This is a genomic window from Pseudomonas sp. NBRC 111119 (genome assembly GCF_001320125.1).
Classification (GTDB): domain Bacteria; phylum Pseudomonadota; class Gammaproteobacteria; order Pseudomonadales; family Pseudomonadaceae; genus Aquipseudomonas; species Aquipseudomonas parafulva.
On the sequence record NZ_BCAV01000069.1, the window covers coordinates 23,063 to 40,196 of the forward strand.

Annotated in this window: 16 protein-coding genes and 2 pseudogenes; 7 read left to right on the plus strand and 11 right to left on the minus strand. The window is 58.5% G+C overall.

Features of this window, described 5'->3' with window-relative positions; all coding sequences use genetic code 11:
* From mobF to APH25_RS22985, 3 genes are read right to left on the minus strand one after another with little or no spacing between them, the layout of a single operon-like run.
* Positions 1-2,937: a MobF family relaxase gene (mobF, locus tag APH25_RS22975; RefSeq protein ID WP_042857700.1), complete on the minus strand. Its 2,937-nt coding sequence runs from the start codon at positions 2,935-2,937 to the stop codon at positions 1-3.
* An 11-nt stretch (positions 2,938-2,948) separates the two neighbouring features.
* Positions 2,949-4,499, minus strand: a complete 1,551-nt coding sequence (locus APH25_RS22980) for a type IV secretion system DNA-binding domain-containing protein (protein ID WP_042857739.1) — start codon at positions 4,497-4,499, stop codon at positions 2,949-2,951.
* Positions 4,499-4,882, minus strand: coding sequence for a hypothetical protein (locus APH25_RS22985; protein ID WP_042857934.1), 384 nt, complete (start codon positions 4,880-4,882; stop codon positions 4,499-4,501). Before APH25_RS22985 ends, APH25_RS22980 begins: the two co-directional genes overlap by 1 nt.
* 432 nt (positions 4,883-5,314) lie before the next feature.
* On the opposite strand from APH25_RS22985, the gene APH25_RS22990 reads away from it, so the two are divergent.
* The 4 genes from APH25_RS22990 (at position 5,315) to APH25_RS23005 (ending at position 7,796) form a co-directional block, all read left to right on the plus strand.
* A complete protein-coding gene (locus APH25_RS22990) occupies positions 5,315-5,767 on the plus strand; it encodes a hypothetical protein (protein WP_042857936.1) in 453 nt (150 codons plus the stop codon).
* Positions 5,764-6,483, plus strand: a complete 720-nt coding sequence (stbB, locus tag APH25_RS22995) for a StbB family protein (RefSeq protein WP_028691950.1) — start codon at positions 5,764-5,766, stop codon at positions 6,481-6,483. Before APH25_RS22990 ends, stbB begins: the two co-directional genes overlap by 4 nt.
* A gap of 3 nt (positions 6,484-6,486) precedes the next feature.
* Positions 6,487-6,867, plus strand: a complete 381-nt coding sequence (locus APH25_RS23000; RefSeq protein ID WP_028691951.1) for a hypothetical protein — start codon at positions 6,487-6,489, stop codon at positions 6,865-6,867.
* Positions 6,868-6,998: 131 nt separating this feature from the next.
* The gene (locus APH25_RS23005; RefSeq protein WP_042857939.1) at positions 6,999-7,796 is read left to right on the plus strand and encodes a SprT-like domain-containing protein; all 798 of its coding nucleotides are present in this window, start codon (positions 6,999-7,001) and stop codon (positions 7,794-7,796) included.
* A gap of 348 nt (positions 7,797-8,144) precedes the next feature.
* On the opposite strand, the gene APH25_RS26120 is transcribed toward APH25_RS23005, so the two are convergent.
* From APH25_RS26120 to APH25_RS23035, 7 genes and pseudogenes are all read right to left on the minus strand, one after another.
* Complete coding sequence (locus APH25_RS26120; protein ID WP_223198360.1) at positions 8,145-9,014, minus strand: HD-GYP domain-containing protein; 870 nt, start codon at positions 9,012-9,014, stop codon at positions 8,145-8,147.
* A gap of 83 nt (positions 9,015-9,097) precedes the next feature.
* Positions 9,098-9,367 (minus strand): DUF3391 domain-containing protein, encoded by a 270-nt coding sequence (locus APH25_RS26130; protein WP_240214642.1) that lies wholly within the window; start codon positions 9,365-9,367, stop codon positions 9,098-9,100.
* Positions 9,368-9,523: 156 nt separating this feature from the next.
* Positions 9,524-9,904 (minus strand): hypothetical protein, encoded by a 381-nt coding sequence (locus APH25_RS23015; RefSeq protein WP_001054412.1) that lies wholly within the window; start codon positions 9,902-9,904, stop codon positions 9,524-9,526.
* Positions 9,901-10,227: a hypothetical protein gene (locus tag APH25_RS23020; protein ID WP_000091614.1), complete on the minus strand. Its 327-nt coding sequence runs from the start codon at positions 10,225-10,227 to the stop codon at positions 9,901-9,903. Before APH25_RS23020 ends, APH25_RS23015 begins: the two co-directional genes overlap by 4 nt.
* Positions 10,228-10,250: 23 nt before the next feature.
* Positions 10,251-10,585: pseudogene (locus tag APH25_RS23025) on the minus strand (transposase).
* Between the two features lie 14 nt (positions 10,586-10,599).
* Positions 10,600-10,935 carry a helix-turn-helix domain-containing protein gene (locus APH25_RS23030; RefSeq protein WP_001172026.1) on the minus strand — a complete coding sequence of 112 codons (336 nt, stop codon included), beginning with the start codon at positions 10,933-10,935 and terminating at the stop codon, positions 10,600-10,602.
* Positions 10,916-11,293, minus strand: a complete 378-nt coding sequence (locus APH25_RS23035; RefSeq protein WP_003151133.1) for a type II toxin-antitoxin system RelE/ParE family toxin — start codon at positions 11,291-11,293, stop codon at positions 10,916-10,918. Before APH25_RS23035 ends, APH25_RS23030 begins: the two co-directional genes overlap by 20 nt.
* 191 nt (positions 11,294-11,484) lie before the next feature.
* On the opposite strand from APH25_RS23035, the gene APH25_RS23040 reads away from it, so the two are divergent.
* The 3 genes and pseudogenes from APH25_RS23040 to APH25_RS23050 all read left to right on the plus strand — a co-directional run bounded on the left by APH25_RS23040 (position 11,485) and on the right by APH25_RS23050 (position 16,182).
* Entirely contained in the window at positions 11,485-12,087 is a 603-nt protein-coding gene (locus APH25_RS23040) for a recombinase family protein (protein WP_010465829.1), read from the plus strand.
* A pseudogene (locus APH25_RS23045) lies at positions 12,071-15,100 on the plus strand (Tn3 family transposase). The gene APH25_RS23040 and the pseudogene APH25_RS23045 overlap by 17 nt, the downstream one beginning before the upstream one ends.
* Positions 15,101-15,336: 236 nt before the next feature.
* Complete coding sequence (locus APH25_RS23050; RefSeq protein WP_003464995.1) at positions 15,337-16,182, plus strand: AraC family transcriptional regulator; 846 nt, start codon at positions 15,337-15,339, stop codon at positions 16,180-16,182.
* A gap of 29 nt (positions 16,183-16,211) precedes the next feature.
* Here the strand turns inward: APH25_RS23050 and APH25_RS23055 are convergent, their stop codons facing one another.
* Positions 16,212-16,730, minus strand: coding sequence for a YkgB family protein (locus APH25_RS23055; RefSeq protein WP_003464991.1), 519 nt, complete (start codon positions 16,728-16,730; stop codon positions 16,212-16,214).
* Between the last annotated feature and the right edge of the window lie 404 nt (positions 16,731-17,134).

Sequence of the window (17,134 nt, forward strand, 5' to 3'; positions counted from 1 at the left end):
TCACATCCTGGGATGCCCGCTGCTCGGGCCTTCCAAGTGAGTACGTTGCTTGCGCTCCAGCGCCTGGCCGTCCGCAACATTCCGCGGTTGAATCGACTCCCTACGCTGCCGCTCGCGTTCTTGCTGTAGCGACAACGCCGTGGTTTTGTCGTAGCGCTTGGCGATTGCTGCCGGCAGATCTTTGATGGAGTCCGCATAGACGCGGGCTTCATGCCGTGCCCGGCTGATGGCCACATACCAAAGGTTCTGCGAGGTGGTGCGGCTCTTGGTGTTGAGCGAGATCATGACGCGATCATTGGTCAGACCCTGAGCGCTGTGGACGGTCGCGGAATAGGCATGTTCCAGGTGCAACGGCTTGTTGGTCGGCAAGCTCACGGTGCGTTCGGGCTGGCCGTTGATCTCCTTGAGCGAAGCCAGCTGCACCACGCCGCCCTCGATGCTGACTACGCGCATGCGGTCGCCGTTGGTGAGGTCGAGCTTGGGATCCTGGCGGTTGATGCGAATGAGGTCACCCACAGACAGCTCGGGTTTCTCCAGCTTGTAGACACTGAGCTTGGTGGCCTGTCTCGGGTTGAACTCGTAGCGGTTGCCGCTACGATCCTTGACCACAAGCACATTACCGGGCAGCGCCTGGTCAACTACATACAACTCGCCTCGTACCAGGCCAGCCCGCTTATAGTCCTTTTCCGGCTGAATGATCATGCCCTGCTTGTAGCTGGGGGCGTACCGCCGTTCTGCATCAGTGGAATCGACCCGGTTCAACGTTTCGAACTGTTTACCCTTCCCCAGCAGCCCGAGTGCCTGGCGGGCCATCTGGTTGATTTCCTTCCGGTCCTTGTTGGTGCCGGCAACGATCAACACCTCTTTGCGTTGGTCGGGGGTTAGTGCCATGTAGTCGCGGACAATGGCCTGGTGCCGCTCAGTGGCAGTTCGCAATTCTTCAACGTGTTTCAGGTGATCCAGGGACTTGGTGGGCTTCCCCTCGGCCGCATGCTGCACTGCCAGTTTCAACTCGGGATCCTTCTGCCGCTGGATCTCCTTGATACGTGCGGTCTGCATGCCGTTTTGCTGCAGCTGAGCAAATGGCTTGCCTGCCTCGATGGCCTCGGTTTGCTTGGTGTCACCCAGCTGGATCAAGCGGGCGCCGGATTGCTCGATCTCCCGCATCAGCCGTTCCATCTGGCGGGCGCCCACCACGCCGGCCTCATCGAGAATAACGATGGTCTTGGCATCCAACCCCTTGTTCTTGGTGTGGAAGAAGCTGGCCAGCGTGTGCGCATCCAACCCTTCGTTCTTCAAGGCGGTGACCTGGTTGCCGTACGGAGCCAGGGCAACAACTCTGTACCCTGATCCCGGTTGGGAATCCCGGCTGGCCATCGCGGCGTTCACGGAATCGATCAGTTTGACGGCACGGTCTACCGAGTAGGTTTTGCCGGTACCCGCATCACCCTGGATGCCTACAAATCGATTGTTGGTGCTGACGATCACCTCAACGGCCTGGTATTGGCCAGCCGACAAGGTGGACCCTTCCAGCGCCTTGGCCACCTGTTCCTTGGTCATCAACGGGGTGACCTGGCCACGGCCTGTCCGCTCGATAGCCAGAATGGCTTTCTCGCGCTTCAAGGCCTTCTGCGTCGTATAGCGCTTTTCTGCAGGCTCTAGCGAGCCGCGCTTGATAGCCTTGTCCACATACTGACGGGCCTGTTTCTCACTCCAGCCTTTCAGCTCCTGCAGGTGTGCCCGCCAGCCAGCAGGCGACAGTACCGGCGAATCTAAGTCGCCGTTGGGCATGCGGTAGGTCGGCGGTGATTCGATCAGCGTCCCTTGCTTGACCAGGCGCTTGATTTCCTCGTTTACCTGATCAGGGGTAGCAAGGCCGACAGCACGTCGCAAGGCGACGGTGCGCAGGTCATTTTCCCCGACTACTTGCTCACGTTCGGTCAGGTGATTGATGGCGTACTGGACAACGGCCTGCCCTGGCGTGATGCCTTCGGGCAGGCTGTATTCTGCAGGGCTGCCCTTGCGAGGCGCGTATTCACGATTGTCCAGGTGGCTGCGAGCGCCAAAATCAATGCCCAGCTCGCGGGCTTTGGTTACCCAATATTCTTTGACCAGGTGGCGGTCGCGCTCGTCCTTGCGTGGCCGTGTGGCCATCGCAATGATCTGCTTTTCGAGCGGGGTGGCATCGGCGCGGGTTTTTCCGTCCTTGGCCAGCGCGTCTTCGATCACTTTGGAACGGCTGGAAAACGCCTCGATCTGGTCACGCGATATGTGGGCCAGCTCGAAGTTGCCCTGGTTATCCAGAACCCGGATCTCATATCCCAGCGCACGCAGTTCCTGGGCAAGGATGCCCTTGTACATGGCATCGACTTGCGGCTGGATTTTGTAGATATCGTCGTTGCGCAAAGCGCGCCATTTGCCATCCGACCGCCTGGTCATGTTCATGACCACGGCATGCGTGTGCATCTGCGGATCCTTGGCCCGGCTCATTTCATGACGAAACTTGCCTATCACCAGGTTGCCCGAGCGCTCGAGCATGGTTTTGCCGTTCACCTTCAATCGTGTTTGGGCCAGGCGCTCGACTTCCTCCATGCTCTTGGTCACTGCGCGGTCGTGCGCTGCCATCACATCCTTGTCGCCGGCGATCAGCGCCTGCATGGAGACGGACTTAGGCGCCGAGAACGTTAGGTCTAAGCCCATGCGACGGGAGCCTGTTTCCTTGTCGAAGGTCTTAGCCATTCGTTCGCCATTCGGGAGCTTGCCGTCGAACAGACGGGCCAGTTCCTTCTGGTCGATAGGCCCCTCCAAACCCAGCAACTCGGCCCCGATACCTTGCCACTCGCCGGGGGCTTCCTTGGCGTAGTAGTCATCGGCGTTGGAAAAGTAGCCCGCCGCCGCGTACTGGTTGTCACCCTTGATCAGCGTCACGTTGAACATCGCTTACCTCGTCAAGCTGCTTGGCCAATGACGATTGCCGGCGCCCGCTCTTTGTAATCGACGTAAGGCGTCTTGATCTTGGTAATGGGGAAGTCCTCGGCAAACTTGACGTAGGCTTCCAAGTCATTGAGGTTCGAGATCTCCGAATCCATCACGACCGGTTCAAGCTTGATTTCCTCGGCACGTGTCATCCGCCCTGCGGTCCACGACTTACGGAAGCGCTTGACCTCTTGGTTGCCCAAAATCTCCTTGGCCATATCGGCGTTCTTGGCGTTCGCCGCTGCCAAGATGACGTAGTTACGGAAGCAGGAAAGCAGGGTTTCGGCATCGTCGCGGCCATAGCTGGCGTTGAGCTGGGACCAGTCCTGCAGACTGCCGACCATGCGCAGGCCGTGTTTCCGCCCCTTGGTCGCTGCAGGAACAAAGCTTTCCAGCTTGCCCAGCGACTGCAGTTCATCGAGGAACAGCCAGAGACGCTTACCTGTCATCGGTTCAGAGCTGAGGATGGTTGCGCAGATGGTGTCGATCCAGGTGGCCACCAGCGGGCGCATGGTGTCGCGCATGTCTTCCCGCCAAGTGATAAACAGGTTGCCGGCGTCGGGATCATTCACCCAGCGATAGATGGAAAAGTCGCCTTTGCCCATGTAGCGCAAGGGCCGGATGTACTTGTTCATCATGAACTGGATGCTGGCGATGGCCTTTTCCGCGTTATCGCGGAAATAGCCTTCGGAGTCGGTATTTGCCAGGAAAGCTCGGATGGTGTCGCCGTCTTCACGAACCAGCAGGTTTACCAGCGTGTCCTGATTGGCGTTGTTTGTCTCCATCAGCTTGCGCATGGTGTCGGAAAGCACGTCTCTTGCGTACGCGCACCACTGCTCATCACTGGGGTCCACCTGCGGCGGAATGATCGACTTGGCCATCCGGTTGAAATCGTGGACGCCACGGATCTCGTTGAAGATCGTCCACCCTGCGGATCGAGCGTCGAACGGATTGAGGATGTAATCGCCCTTGAAACTGAACTTTGAATAAAACGTACCGTTCGGGTCGACCACTGCCATGCGGTCATTGCGTCGAAGTGCCGAGGCAATCATGCCTTCCATCGTCACGGACTTACCGGCGCCGATGGATGCACAGATCATTGTGTTGCGGTCTTCCAAGTGCAGAGGCATCGGCAGCTTGCCGATCATGATTGGCTCGGCCTTTTCCTGCCCTTTTTTGCGGCGTTCACGGTTGGTCTTGGCATTGCGGGCACTTACTTTCCGTTCCACGAAATGCCAGTTGCGGATCCGCGAGCCACGCAGCCATTGCTGGAAACGTTCACCTCGGAACCCGTCGTCGCAATATTCGTACAGGTAATAGCAGAGCCCGGCAGCCGCGACGGACGCAGCGATGGTCATGCCCAGCACCATAGGTTCCTGCCAGCCGTTGTGCAGAGTCTCTTTGAATGCTGCCGGGAATGGGGCCAGGGGCAGCTGGGCCAATTGTGTACCGGCCAGCCAGCCAGCGATCGGCAAACCAAAGCCCGCCGTCATGGCGGCTGAATCAACCTCTTGTTTGTGCATCAGTCCTCTCCTGATAGACGTTCAATGTCCTCGGCCAGGTCGGGCAAAAGTGCTGCGAGTGCATCCTCGCTGCTGACCAGGTGCTTGAGTTGAGCGCGCAGCTCATTGACCTTGCCCTGTGCCGTTCCTTGACGCAGCAGATAGACCACGATGGCCTGAATGGTTCTGCTCCGTGCCTGTTCCTGGGTGATGGTTTCGAGCAAGCCAAGGATCTGTTGCTGCTCGGCCCAGCTGTCCATATCCACCTGCCGGCCACCTTTGTCTGTGGCCAGCACCCGGTCGCGGATGTAGCTCGATAGGTGCTTATAGCCAGCGAGTGCTGCTGCTTCTTCAACCCTGGACAGCTGCTCGTCGTTGAATCGAATGGGTACTGTTTTGCCCACGTTGCTCCCTCAAATGCACCTTGAAAATTGGGGTTTGACATGCCCAAAGGTACCGCACATTCTCTGTAATGCAAATGTATCACGCAAAAACCTTGATTTATCTGCATTACAAGCATACTTTGTAATACAAACGTATCACATAGTAAATTCTGAAAAAACCGCTCAGGCCCAAGGCTGACGCGGCTTCCACCTCCCGCCAGGGAGGTGCGTGTTGTGTATTGAGATTTTGACCCTGTTAAGGGTCGAAATTGATGCTCTTGTTAAGGGCGTTTTTAGTGCCTAGGCCGAAGGCCGTAGCGAGCGGAGGACAAGGGTAGGCAGAAAGGGTGCTGTATGGCTGTAGATTGAGTGCAGAAGGGGTAAAACTTGACTACAGGTAGGGGGTGAGTAGGATACAGGGTAAATGCAATATAGGTGCAGGTAGGGTGCAAAATGGCAGGCAAGGATATTGAGAAGGCACTGATGGCGGTTGAGCCAGTGACCAAGGCAGCGAAAATACGCCAGGTCATGCCAGTGATCGAGAAGCAGCTGAGGGCAGGTGTACGACGCCAGGCGATTCTGGATGTGCTCAAGGAGCAAGGTATCGAGGTCAGCATGGATACGCTCAAGAGCTACCTGTACCGATACCGCAAGGCCCAACGTGGAAACCAGGCGAACACTGCAAGCCCTGCACCAGCGCCACAACATTTGGAACCAGCGCGGCAGGTCGAGCCGGAACAAGAAGGAGGTGTATCGTACGATACAGAACCGAGCCATGATGCGGACGAACGGCCACATTTGGGGCCGGCTGAGTTGAGCAGGCTCATGAATCCCGGGGACGATCAAAACGCCTCGGACTTGGATCGATATGAAAGCGCAGCGCGCAGCAGAAGGAAACGCACATGAGAACCGTCACCGTGAATTTCACCGGCAACTCCGGTAAAACCACACTCTCCGATAACCTGCTTTGGCCCCGTATCGGCGGTCTGCGGTTTGCAATTGAAACCATCAACGCCGGTGCGTCGGACACCGCAGCCGAAATTGAACGCCTCAAGGGCAAGCAGTTTGGCGAACTGTCCGAGGTACTGCTGACCGAGGACAAGGTTGTGGTCGACGTTGGCGCATCCAACGTTGAAGACTTCTTCAAGTTCATGGGCCAGTACGACGGCTCCCACGAAGATATCGATTACTTCCTGGTGCCGGCAGTACCGGAGAAAAAGCAGCAGGTCGATACCATCAACACCATCAAGACCCTGGCCGCGCTCGGCGTGCCGGCAAAAAAGATCCTGGTCGTCTTCAACAAGGTCCAGATCGATGATGCCGACGATATCCCGCAGACGTTCGCGGCGCTGTTCGGCTTCCACGAAGTCGAGAAGAAATTCACCCTCAAGCGCGATGCCGTGGTGTACGCGAACGAGATTTTCGAGCGCTTGCGCCCGCTGAAAATGAATGTCACGCAGGTACTGGAGGACTCCACGGACTATCGCGCCCAGTTGCGCGATGCCAAGGACGAAACCGAGAAGGATCACGCGCTTCGCATGATCTCCGCGCAGCGCCTGGCCAAGTCGGCATCGCGCAACCTTGATCAGGTGTATGCCTCGCTGTTCGGCAAGGGGAAGTGATCGATGGCCAAGGACCCGACGACGGCCCGCGAAGCGATGGTCGCGCAAATGATGGAAGACTTTGATGCCATCGTGCGGCGCCTGGAACAGGTCGACGCCGACCTGGCGGCGAAGACCTCCGAAGCCGTACGCGATGCAGCAGGCAAAGTCCTGCTGCAGACGCAGCTGAACTTCGAGTCGATGATGGAAGAACAGCGCAACGCACTGGTGCAGGCAGGACGCGAAGCGGCAGCGCGGATCGGGAATGAGATCAACCGCAGTGCGGCCAGCCTGGTGACAGCACAGGCTGAGCGCCGGGCGGTTGGGTACTCGGTAGCTCTGCTATCGATTGGTGCGGCGCTTGGCGCCGCCATCGTGTACGTCGCCTACTTAGTAGGTCGGTGAGGGGGCTTGCCCCCTTTTTTTGGTGTGTAACCTGTATCGTACGATACAGGTTACTATGTCTCTAACGTTCACACCCCCCTGACGCAGAGTGATCAGCAGGGGGATTCTCGCGTGCGAGAAATGGAGGCCGCATGTCCGCAACCCCTAGCCAGCTGCTCTATGACGAAATTGAGGGAGCCTACGATTGGTTCAATGATCGGTTGTACGGTGGCCAGCTGCCGGGCTGCATCTTCACCCTGCAGCGCAAGGCCAACACTTTCGGCTATTACTCGCCATCGCGCTTCCTGCGCCGGAATGGCTCGGGTAAGAGCGATGAAATCGCGCTGAACTGCGCCTACTTCGCGCATCGCAGCATCAAGCAAACACTGTCCACGCTGGTGCATGAACAGGCGCATCAGTGGCAGGATCGCTACGGGAAGAAGTCTCGCGGCGGGTACCACAACCGCGAGTGGGCCGACAAAATGGAGGCCATCGGGCTGATGCCTTCGCACACGGGTGAACCTGGCGGGCGCCGGTGCGGGCAGCAGATGACGCACTACATCATCGAGGGCGGCCCCTTCGATGTGGCATGCGATGAATTGCTCGCAACCGGCGCCATGATTTCCTGGATCGATATCGTCACCCAGCGGGTGCCAATGTCCGCAACGCAGTTGTACGGGCCAGGTGGGGAGCCTTTACCCCAGCCCGAAGATCCGACCATCGACTTACCGGCGCTGACTGTCGCGGGCCTGATTCAGCCGGCAACGCCGGCTGAGGATCCGAAGAACAAGCGCAAGTACACCTGCCCCAGCTGCAAGTTGAACGTGTGGGGCAAGCCAGGCCTGAGCGGGCGGTTGCTCTGTGTGGACTGCGACGTACGTTTCCTTGAGGCCGGCGAGCTGGTGGAAGTGCCGCACGACCCTGATGCCCAGCCGGGCGGGGACGACTGAGAACCGAAGGGCGTCAGTTGCCCCCGCCTGGCCGCTGCCGGCAAGGCGACTTGTTGCGAGGGAGGCCCTAACGTATATATGTGTTAGGGCTTCGATCCAGCAGGAGATCACATCCCATGTACATACCGTCACGCGACGACTTGCTGCAGTTGTATGAGAACGACGTTAAATCGGCGTACGCGGGGATGTAAGCCGGAACCCCAGAAATTTCCGTCACCCTAGTTGGGTGGGCTCAACACTCGTGTCACCAGCTACCTTCTGGAGAATCGAGCTCGGCCATCCCTCCCTGGACGGGCATCGCTCGACGATGTTCAACGGCTCCCTCACGGGGCCGTCGTTTTGTGGGGGCTATTCCATCCACAAGTCGTCGAGGTTCTTGAAGTTCCAGAGCGTCGGGTCTTCGGGGCCAGTGATACTGTCCTTGCAACTCGTGGCCGCCAGGTCGATGGTCTGCATCGGGATCGGCTCTCTCGAGCGTAGCGAGAAGAACACGCGAACCTTGGGAGTCAGCAGTGATTCCATTCCCGGCTCAACGACAACGGCCAGACGCTGAGAGGACAGGCGAACCAAGGAGCCGACGGGGTAGATGCCCACGGCCTTGACGAAGGCGTGGAAGATGCGTTTGTCGAAATGGCCCTCCCACTTGGCCATCTGCCGCATCGCCGCGGACGGGTCCCACGGCTTTTTGTAGGCTCGCTCCGACGTCACGGCATCATAGACGTCGCAGATTGCGCCCATGCGGGCCAGGAGTGAAATGGCGTCACCGGCCAAGCGATCCGGGTAGCCGGTTCCGTCGATCTTCTCGTGATGGTGCAGGGCAATGTCCACCACCCCGGGCTCGGCCCCGCCTGCGCGCAGCATCTTTGCGCCCTCCACAGGGTGGCGCTTCATGATGGCGAACTCGGCATCGGTGAGCTTGCCTGGTTTGTTAAGCACTTCCAGCGGCATCGCGGCCTTGCCTAGGTCGTGCATCAGTCCGCCGATGCCAGCCAGGCGCGTTTGCTCCTCGTCTAGATCGAGATGCCGGGCCAGCGATAGCATCAGGGCGCAGACGGCAACCGAGTGCAGGTAGGTGTAATCGTCGTGCGTTTTGATGCGTGCGACGCTGATGAGGGCATGAGGTTGGCGCAGCACCGAGGCAGCGATTTCTCCGACCAGCGGCAACGTCGTGCTTGGGTCGACGGCCTTGCCAAGCCGGGCTTCCTGGAACATGTCCATGACTTGGGACTTGGCCGCAAGACAGAGTTTCCGTGCATAACACATTTCGCTCTCCATTGAGGTTGCGCCGTCACTTTTCTTGCTTAGTGGACTAGACGGCAGAGATTGCTCCTCCGACAATTCTCTGGGCTCTGGGCTCTGGGCTCTGGGCTCTGGGCTCTGGGCTCTGGGCTCTCTGGGCTCTCTGGGCTCTCTGGGCTCTCTGGGTCGACTTGGCTTTTGGCCAAGTCGACCCAGACCTCCCCGACGCCACATTCTCGAATGGCAGAGAGATCCTGAGGCTCGGTCAGCAGGAAGCTGCCGCGCCAGAATGGGTGTCGAACCCAAGAGCAGGCGAGCTTGTGGATGTACATGCCGAGACGAAGCTCGGATACGGGAATGCGTTTTACCAACTTATTTTCCTTTCTGAGTTGGGTGGTTAGGCGTGCGCCGAGGCTGGCACCCAGCGGTAGAGCGGAGGTAAGGTCACGCCAAGATTCTTGGATCAGCCGGAACCGCCGAAATTTCCGTCAGCCGATCAACATGGCTTTGTCTCGCGCTCGGTCGATGCGTTCCTGCATCGCCTGCATGACTTCTTCGTGGGTGTACGACTTGGCGTTGGGGTCGTCGGCCTCTCGGAGAGCTTCCTCGACCTCGCGGGTCATCCGCGCATATTCTTCCGGCCACAGCGCTTGCTCCATGCGCAGCGACGCCTGCCCAAGCAGGTGCAGCAGGCCGAACAGCCGCATGTCATTGGTGGCGACGACGTGCTCTCGAATCCGCTCCTGGATCACCTCGCAGGCCCGATGCGCCTCTGGCGTCGCCGTGCCCTCGTAGCCGGCTGGGAGTTCTGCTTCTTCAGCGATTCGCGCCCAAGCGATAGCCAGCGCCTCGATGGTGGACAGGTTCATTTGCTCATCCACTTGCGCAGCAGACGCTTTTTCAGGGAGGCGCGCTCTTGCGGATTGCGTCCCTTGTGGTTGGCAATGCGATCCGCCGTGGCGGCCTGGCGCTTGATGGGCCAGTAGGAGCGGCCATCCTTACCCATCGACCAGACGTTGCTGACCTGGTTTTCCAGTAGAGGCAGATGGGCGCATAGAGCTTCCGGCGACGCGCTGGCCAGCGCGGTGCGCTCGTGGGTTCGCCAGCGCTGATGCCAGAGTTTCTTGTCCTCGCGCTCGCTACGGCAGGTCGTGTGCCCAACGATGGGCGTTTTGCGGCGGCTGCGGCTCATGATGTGGTTGTCTCCAAGAACATTCAGGACAGGCTTTCTGGGTAGAGCGCCGTCACCGGGACAGGGTTTCTTGCACTTGTTCCAGCGAGGTCATCAGATGATCAACCTGATCCTGAAGATCCACGGCGAGATCAAATAGCTCAGCCACTCGGCTGCGTGATCCCTCGTTGAACGCGGCCATTGCCAGTTGATGCAGCTTCAACAGGTCGGTGCGCAGTTGCGGAGGTGCGCCGTCTGCGCTGTCATTCAAATCGCCGCGCAGCACGTCCACGGCATCGACTGCACGCAGCAGTGCCGTGGTATCGAAATTCTCGGGAGTCAGTTCGTCCCATTCGTCGTCGGTGATGCGGGCTGCCATCAGGAGAGCTCCGATTAAGCGGTTGCGAGCGTTAGATGCCCGATCGGCTCGGCTGCTGGCCGTACCTTGATTTCGATGTCGTAGCCGAGGCGATTCAGACAATCCATCAGCTTGCGTTCGGATAGATTGGTGAAGTCGCCGCGCATCATGCCCGACACCTTCGGTTGCGGGATGCCCATGCGTTTGGCCGCCGCTTGTTGAGTCAGCCCAAGGGCGCGCATGGCCCTCCTGATCTCGACCACCAGGCCGGTCTTGATCTTGAGCTTTTCAGCGTCAGGCAGTCCAAGGTCGGCAAAGACGTTGCCCGAGCTGCGCTGAACCTCGACGCCTTCAATGATTCGTTTTTGCATTTCGTAGCTCCTGTGCCAATACCTCGGCCACCTTCAGCCGAGCGCGGATGATGTCCATGTCGGCCTTTGGCGTGGCGATTCCGCTCTTGCTCTTCTTCTGGAAGCAGTGCAGGACGAACACCGCTTCCGCAAACTTGACCGTGTATACCGCTCGATAGGTGCCGCCGGCATCGTCTTCGACGACCTCCAGCACGCCGGCACCACCGAACCCCTTGAGCACCTTTGCTGCGTCATCCTGATCGCCTATCTGCGCCAACGAGAGCGCGTAACCGAAACGGCGACGCACGTCGGACGGCAACGCCATCAAATCCTTGTGGCTGCTCGCGATCCATTCGAGCGGTTTTTCTTTGTTTGTCATGACGGAATTTTATACCTGTTCAGGTAATGATGTAAACGCGGCAACCTCAAGGAGGTGTCGTAAAACATTTGTTTTGCGACAGGCTGTCAGCCGCCGCTGTGCTACCTGTGCAACACCCCCTCAAAAATGTACGGAAAACTCTATCGCTATTCACTATTATGCGGAAACCTGTTTTTGATGGTTATCCGCCTATGTTGGTTGGCTACATGCGCGTGTCGTCGGACTCCGACCGCCAGAGCACGGACTTGCAGCGCGACGCGCTGCTCGCCGCCGGCGTCGATCCGCGTCACCTGTTTGAGGATCGTGCCTCTGGCGCGAAGGATGACCGTGCCGGCTTGGCGCGGGCGCTTGAGTTCGTTCGAGCCGGCGATGTGCTGGTGGTGTGGAAACTCGACCGGCTCGGTCGCTCGCTGTCGCACCTGCTCGCCATTGTGACTTCGCTCAAGGACAAGCGGGTGGCGTTCCGCTCGCTGACAGAGAACCTGGACACTACGACGCCCTCGGGCGAATTCCTGTTCCAGGTGTTCGGTGCGCTCGCGCAGTACGAGCGCGCCTTGATTCAGGAGCGCGTCGTCGCGGGCTTGGCCGCCGCACGCAAACGCGGCCGGATCGGCGGCCGGCCGCAGGCGATCACTGGTGAGAAGCTGGACGCCATCGTCGCCGCGCTCGATGGCGGCATGTCTAAGGCGGCGGTGTGCCGCAACTTCAATGTCAAGCGCACTACGTTGATCGAAACATTGACGCGAGCAGGTTGGCGTGGTGCGGGAAGGACGGTCGATGAGCAACAAGAATAAGCTACTCACCGTCTTTTCTGACGCAGAGCAGGAAGCCTTGTACGGCCTACCGGACTTCGACGATGCTCAGCGGCTGGAATACCTGGCGTTGGCCGAATCTGAACTGGCGTTCGCCAGCAGCCGGCCTAGCCTGCAGGCCCAAGTCTATTGCGTCTTGCAGATCGGCTACTTCAAGGCCAAGCATGCTTTCTTCCGCTTCGATTGGCATGAGGTCGAGGACGATTGCGCCTTCGTGCTGAGTCGCTATTTCCACGGCGAAGCGTTCGAACGCAAGGCGATCACCAAGCATGAGCACTACAGCCAGAGGGGTCAGATCGCCGAACTGTTCGGCTACCGGTCGTGGGCGGCTAGCTTCCTGCCGCAACTGGCACAGCAGGCTGAACAGATCGTGCGGCGCGACGTAATGCCAGGATTCGTGGCCGCCGAACTGATCGTTTGGCTCAGCGAGCACAAAATCATCCGGCCCGGCCACACCACCTTACAAGAGCTGGTCAGTGAAGCCCTGTCCACCGAACGCAGGCGCTTGGGCGGCTTGCTGGCAGAAGTGTTGGACGAATCGGCCAAAGCTGCGCTGGGCCAGCTCCTGGTGCGTGACGACACCCTGTCTCAACTGGCAGCGCTCAAGCAGGACGCTAAAGATTTCGGCTGGCGTCAGATGGCAGGGGAGCGCGAGAAGCGCGCCACGCTGAAGTCCTTGCACGGGATCGCCAAGGCGCTGCTGCCCAAGCTCGGCATCTCGCAGCAGAACCTGCTGTACTACGCGAGCCTGGCGAACTTCTATACCGTCCATGACCTGCGCCACCTGAAGGCGGAGCAGACCCGGCTCTACCTGCTGTGCTATGCCTGGGTACGTTACCGGCAGCTCACCGACAACCTGGTCGACGCGATGGCCTTCCACATGAAAAAACTTGAGGACGAGAGCCGCACGGGTGCGAAACAGTCCTTTGTCGCCGAACAGCTGCGACGCCATCAGGAAACGCCGCAGGTTGGCCGCCTGCTGTCGCTGTACGTGGACGACAGCGTGGCCGATCCGACGCCGTTCGGCGAGGTGCGCCAACGCGCCTACAAAATCATGTCCAGGGAATTGCTGCAAAACACGGCGCAGCGCATGAGCGTCAAGCCACTGAACAAACTGGCGCTGCACTGGCAGGCGGTGGACGGCCTGGCCGAACGCATTCGACGCCATCTACGGCCGCTGTACGTCGCGCTCGACTTCGCCGGCACGGCCCCCGATAACCCATGGCTCGCGGCGCTGACTTGGGCCAAGAGCGTGTTCGCCAAGCAGCAGCGCCTATCACAACGGCCACTCGACGAATGTCCGGCGGCAACGCTGCCGAAACGCTTGCGTCCGTACCTGCTGATGTTCGATGCCGAAGGCACGCCGACAGGCCTGCATGCCGATCGTTACGAATTCTGGCTTTACCGTCAGGTCAGGAAACGCTTCCAGGCGGGCGAGCTCTACATTGACGATAGCTTGCAGCACCGGCATTTGTCCGACGAGTTGGTTTCGATGGACGAGAAAGCCGCCGTGCTCGCGCAGATGGACATCCCCTTCCTGCGGCAGCCGGTCAGTGCCCAGCTCGATGCACTGGCGACCGAGTTGCGTGCGCAATGGGTGGCGTTCAATCGCGAGCTGAAACAGGGCAAGCTGACGCACCTGGAATACGACAAGGACACGCAGAGACTGACCTGGCGCAAGCCCAAGGGGGAGAACCAGAAGGCGCGCGAGCAAGCTCTCTACGAGCAACTGCCATACTGCGATGTCGCCGACGTGTTTCGCTTCGTCAACGGCCAGTGCCAGTTCCTGTCGGCGCTGACACCATTGCAGCCACGCTATGCGAAGAAGGTAGCCGACGCCGACAGTCTGATGGCGGTGATCATTGCCCAAGCCATGAACCACGGCAACCAGGTTATGGCACGTACCAGCGACATCCCGTACCACGTCCTGGAGAGTACCTACCAGCAGTACCTGCGCCAGGCGACGCTACATGTGGCCAACGATTGCATCAGCAACGCCATCGCCGCACTGCCGATCTTCCCGCATTACTCGTTCGACCTCGATTCGTTGTACGGTGCCGTTGATGGGCAGAAATTCGGCGTCGAGCGACCAACTGTGAAGGCGCGCTACTCGCGCAAATATTTCGGCCGCGGCAAGGGCGTCGTCGCCTACACGCTGCTGTGCAATCACGTGCCGTTGAACGGCTACCTGATAGGCGCACACGAGTACGAGGCTCACCACGTGTTCGACATCTGGTACCGCAACACGTCGGACATCGTGCCGAGCGCGATCACCGGCGACATGCACAGCATCAACAAGGCCAACTTCGCCATCCTGCACTGGTTCGGACTTCGTTTCGAGCCGCGCTTCACCGACCTCGACGACCAGTTGCAGGAGCTGTATTGCGCCGATGATCTGGCATTGTACGAGAAATGCCTGATCCGGCCGGCTGGCCAGATCGACCGGCAACTCATCGTCGGTGAGAAGGCGAACATCGACCGAATCGTCGCCACACTGGGCCTGAAGGAAATGACGCAGGGCACGCTGATCCGCAAGCTGTGCACCTATACGGCGCCGAACCCGACGCGGCGCGCAATCTTCGAGTTCGACAAGCTCATCCGCAGTATCTACACACTGCGCTACCTGCGCGACCCGCAACTGGAGCGTAATGTTCACCGCTCGCAGAACCGCATTGAGTCCTATCACCAGCTACGCTCGACCATCGCCCAAGTCGGTGGGAAGAAGGAATTGACCGGCCGCACCGACATCGAAATCGAGATCAGCAACCAGTGCGCCAGGCTGATCGGCAACGCGATCATCTTCTACAACTCGGCGATCCTGTCCCTGCTGCTGACGAAGTAGGAGGCAGCTGGCAATGCCAAGGCGCTGGCGTTGATCACGCAGATGTCGCCAGCGGCCTGGCGGCACATCCTGCTGAACGGGCATTACACCTTCCAGACTGACGGCAAGTTCATCGACCTGGATGCGCTCGTGGCGGGACTGGAGCTGGGCTGACGGAAATTTCTGGGATTCCGGCGTACAACCCCGTAAAATAGAAGAGTGAGCACTTGATTTGCTGGTGCTTTCAAACAACGGTGTTGTTTTTTTAACAGCCGAACTGGAAAGGGAGGCTGAGCTGCTCAGTGATCACTTTATCCGTTGGCTGATTTACGCCGGCATGTTCGCTACAGGCACTGAACGACAACGCAGATGGTATGGTCTGTGCGTTCTGACTCGTCAAGGATCGGCCAATGGATCGTTTGTCTAATTTGCTCTCGCGGTTCGGCGTGCGGGCCAATCTGTTCTATGACGGCGACCTATGCGGCTCTGCATCTTACGATGGCGCCGAGCGGCGAGGTTATATCCATCTGCTTCAGGCCGGCAGCGTGACGTTGCTTGGTCCCGATCGCAAGGATTTGCAGCTCACTCGCCCTAGCTTGATTTTTATGCCACGCCCCGCCAAGCATCAATTGTTTGCGGGTGAGTCCGATGGCGCAAAGTTGTTGTGTGCTTCCATGGAGTTTGAGGGCGGAATTGATAATCCTTTGTCGGCTTCATTACCGGACTGTTTGGTGCTCGCACTCGATGATCTGCCCATGCTGGCAGACACGTTGGAGTGGATGTTTGCCGAGGCGGCAAATGTGCATTGTGGAAGGGAAGCCGCGCTTGAGCGCTTATTTGAGCTCCTAATCATTCTGTTGCTCCGTTACCTGCTCGATCATCACCAGTTGCGCACCGGAATGATGGCTGGACTGGCCGACATGCGGCTTGCCCGATCGCTTTTACAGATGCACAACTCCCCGGAACATGCCTGGTCAATAGCAGAGCTGGCCAGTGAGTCAAATATGTCACGCGCTGCGTATGCCGTGCATTTCAAGAGTGTCATCGGACAGACGCCTGCTGATTATTTGTTGAGTTGGCGAGTTAGCCTGGCTCAGAAGCTGATGCGAGAAGGGCGCTCGATTACGCTGATTGCAGCTCAAGTCGGCTACGAAAGTCCTTCGGCGCTGTCTCGCGCATTTAGACGCAAGACGGGGTTGAGCCCTCGTGACTGGTTGAAAGATCTGGCGGGGGAAAATGATGGCAAAAAGGCCTAAGGCATTACTGCCTTAAGCCATTGAAAAAATTATGCATTAATTTTACGTTTTTCCAGTTCAACCAGCGAATGGCCTGCCACAAATATCGAAACAGCAAGCAACCCTAAGTCTTTAAGCAGAAACTGACCTGGCGCAACGGAAATCGCCGGAAACCCTAAACTAGGCTCAATGACGCCCGGAGTGGAAAACATAAAGCTAAGGGTTGTGAAGAACAGGCCTGCAGACAGAGCGCCTCCTACCACGGATAGTTTGGGCGACAGCATGCGGCCTGCGATCAGAGTGCCGATCGAAATCTCTAGTATGCCGAGCAGGCTGGAGAACATGTCGACCGAAAAAATGCTATACACCCATCCCAAAAGCGGGCTGTTGCTCACCAGTGGAACCAGGCCCTCGGCCTCGTAGTGGGTAAATTTCATGCCGCCGAACCAGAAGTAAATAATAGCGAGAGCCAAGTACGCGCCATAGATACCTAGCCCCATAGTTTTGGTTCCAAGCGTTAAGTGGGCCTGTACGCTGGACTTCGAGTTTTCAATGCCTATGGTTTTCATGTCTGAGCTTCCAGTAGTGAGTGAGAGTGTGTTGGCTGCCGAACGCCGTATGCGTTGGCGATGAGATTATTATGGCTGGCATCTCTAATCAAGAGGCATCAGAAAGTATTGATTTCAGTGCAGATCGTCTTGGGCGGTGCAATTCGCGATGAAGGGATCGCCGTGGAGAGCGATGAGTGCACTATTTCGATAAAGGAGTCGTTTTACATAGGTCGATGAAGCGCGTTGCGGCATCGCCTACTGTCGGGGTCATGCCGAGATAAGGGGAAAATTCACTCACTTCCCCTCTATCCATATGATTAATATCACAATTTTAAAAAACCACATGGGTATCGCGATGCGGCGATTCTGACGTGTGTCACCCAGGTCGATCGCTGCTACACGGCGAGGAAAACATGGTTGGT

Bases quoted from the DNA above. Each gene is read 5' to 3' on its own strand.
- mobF (WP_042857700.1), bottom strand. From the start codon at position 2,937: ATGTTCAACGTGACGCTGATCAAGGGTGACAACCAGTACGCGGCGGCG.
- APH25_RS22980 (WP_042857739.1), bottom strand. From the start codon at position 4,499: ATGCACAAACAAGAGGTTGATTCAGCCGCCATGACGGCGGGCTTTGGT.
- APH25_RS22990 (WP_042857936.1), top strand. From the start codon at position 5,315: ATGGCAGGCAAGGATATTGAGAAGGCACTGATGGCGGTTGAGCCAGTG.
- stbB (WP_028691950.1), top strand. From the start codon at position 5,764: ATGAGAACCGTCACCGTGAATTTCACCGGCAACTCCGGTAAAACCACA.
- APH25_RS23000 (WP_028691951.1), top strand. From the start codon at position 6,487: ATGGCCAAGGACCCGACGACGGCCCGCGAAGCGATGGTCGCGCAAATG.
- APH25_RS23005 (WP_042857939.1), top strand. From the start codon at position 6,999: ATGTCCGCAACCCCTAGCCAGCTGCTCTATGACGAAATTGAGGGAGCC.
- APH25_RS26120 (WP_223198360.1), bottom strand. From the start codon at position 9,014: ATGGACATGTTCCAGGAAGCCCGGCTTGGCAAGGCCGTCGACCCAAGC.
- APH25_RS26130 (WP_240214642.1), bottom strand. From the start codon at position 9,367: ATGTACATCCACAAGCTCGCCTGCTCTTGGGTTCGACACCCATTCTGG.
- APH25_RS23015 (WP_001054412.1), bottom strand. From the start codon at position 9,904: ATGAACCTGTCCACCATCGAGGCGCTGGCTATCGCTTGGGCGCGAATC.
- APH25_RS23020 (WP_000091614.1), bottom strand. From the start codon at position 10,227: ATGAGCCGCAGCCGCCGCAAAACGCCCATCGTTGGGCACACGACCTGC.
- APH25_RS23030 (WP_001172026.1), bottom strand. From the start codon at position 10,935: ATGCAAAAACGAATCATTGAAGGCGTCGAGGTTCAGCGCAGCTCGGGC.
- APH25_RS23035 (WP_003151133.1), bottom strand. From the start codon at position 11,293: ATGACAAACAAAGAAAAACCGCTCGAATGGATCGCGAGCAGCCACAAG.
- APH25_RS23040 (WP_010465829.1), top strand. From the start codon at position 11,485: ATGTTGGTTGGCTACATGCGCGTGTCGTCGGACTCCGACCGCCAGAGC.
- APH25_RS23050 (WP_003464995.1), top strand. From the start codon at position 15,337: ATGGATCGTTTGTCTAATTTGCTCTCGCGGTTCGGCGTGCGGGCCAAT.
- APH25_RS23055 (WP_003464991.1), bottom strand. From the start codon at position 16,730: ATGAAAACCATAGGCATTGAAAACTCGAAGTCCAGCGTACAGGCCCAC.